The 1048-nt window shown below is 68.5% G+C and carries 2 protein-coding genes; both read right to left on the reverse strand.

The genetic code is table 11. The annotated features are described in order from the left end of the window. On the reverse strand, window positions 1–414 hold a 414-nt coding region (locus BIS11_RS18435; RefSeq protein WP_253586844.1), incomplete at its 3' end, for a 3-methyl-2-oxobutanoate hydroxymethyltransferase. 97 nt (window positions 415–511) lie between these two features. Beyond that, a complete protein-coding gene (gene folK / locus BIS11_RS18440) occupies window positions 512–1009 on the reverse strand; it encodes a 2-amino-4-hydroxy-6-hydroxymethyldihydropteridine diphosphokinase (RefSeq protein WP_253425368.1) in 498 nt (165 codons plus the stop codon). Between the last annotated feature and the right edge of the window lie 39 nt (window positions 1010–1048).

A 1048-nucleotide genomic window follows, 5' to 3' on the forward strand; every position in this document is an offset into this window, starting at 1 on the left:
CCCCAGGTGAACGCAGACCGGCACGCCGCGACGCGTCAGCTCGCGCACGCCCTCGGCCATCCACGCCTCGCCTTCGACCTTGACCATCTCGGCACCGGCGCGCATCAGGCGGGCAGCGTCCGTCAACAGGCCCTGGGTCGTGACGTTGCTCATGAAGGGCAAGTCGACCATCAAGAGGCTCGCCCCCTTGCCCTGGGCGGCGCAGCGGGTGTGGTAGACGATGTCGTCGACGGTGACCGGTAGCGTACTGGTGTGGCCCTGCAGCACCATGCCGAGCGAGTCGCCGACCAGCAGCACTTCGATGCCGGCGCGGTTGGCCACGGCGGCGAAGGAGGCATCGTAGGCGGTCAGGCAGGAGAACGGCTCGCGGGCACCTTTCAGGGCGTTGAGCGTGTTGAGCGTGACGGGTTTCATGGCGGGCTCTCTCTCGAATTGTTATCGCCGGTGGAGTCACTGCACCGGCGTGGAGTAGAGCGCTGATTGTTACCCAGGCGCGCGGGCAAAGTCGAGGCTAGCCCGGGCCATCCTCGACCAGGCGCTGAAGGCCCTGATCGTCGAGTCGTTCGATCCAGTGGCTCAGGGGCTCGCCTTCGACGCGAAGCGAGAGAGTGAGCTCCGCCAGCGGGACCAGCACGAACGCGCGATCGCAAAGGTGCGGGTGCGGCACGCGCAGGCGCGGGCGATCGATGCGCTGGTCATCGAACAGCAGCAGGTCGAGATCGAGGGTGCGCGGGCCCCAGTGGCGCAGGCGCCGGCGGCGGTGGCGCTGCTCGAGGGCCTGGAGCTGGTCGAGCAGCGCCAGCGGTGAAAGCGCCGTGTCGATTGCGGCCACCGCGTTGACAAAGTCCGGCTGATCCTGAGGACCGACCGGGCGGCTGGCGTAGAGTGACGATGCGCCGTGAAGGGTGGTGAGCGGAAGCTTTCCGAGCTCGACCAGCGCCTGGCGCACCTGAGCCAGCGGTTCGTCGAGGTTGCTGCCCAGGCCGATGTAGGCGCGGGCGCGGGTCAGGGAGCTCACTGATCGAACTTGCGCGGCGGCTTGCGGCGC

Origin of the sequence: Halomonas sp. 707D4 (assembly GCF_024158685.1) — a bacterium.
Taxonomy (GTDB): Bacteria; Pseudomonadota; Gammaproteobacteria; order Pseudomonadales; family Halomonadaceae; genus Vreelandella.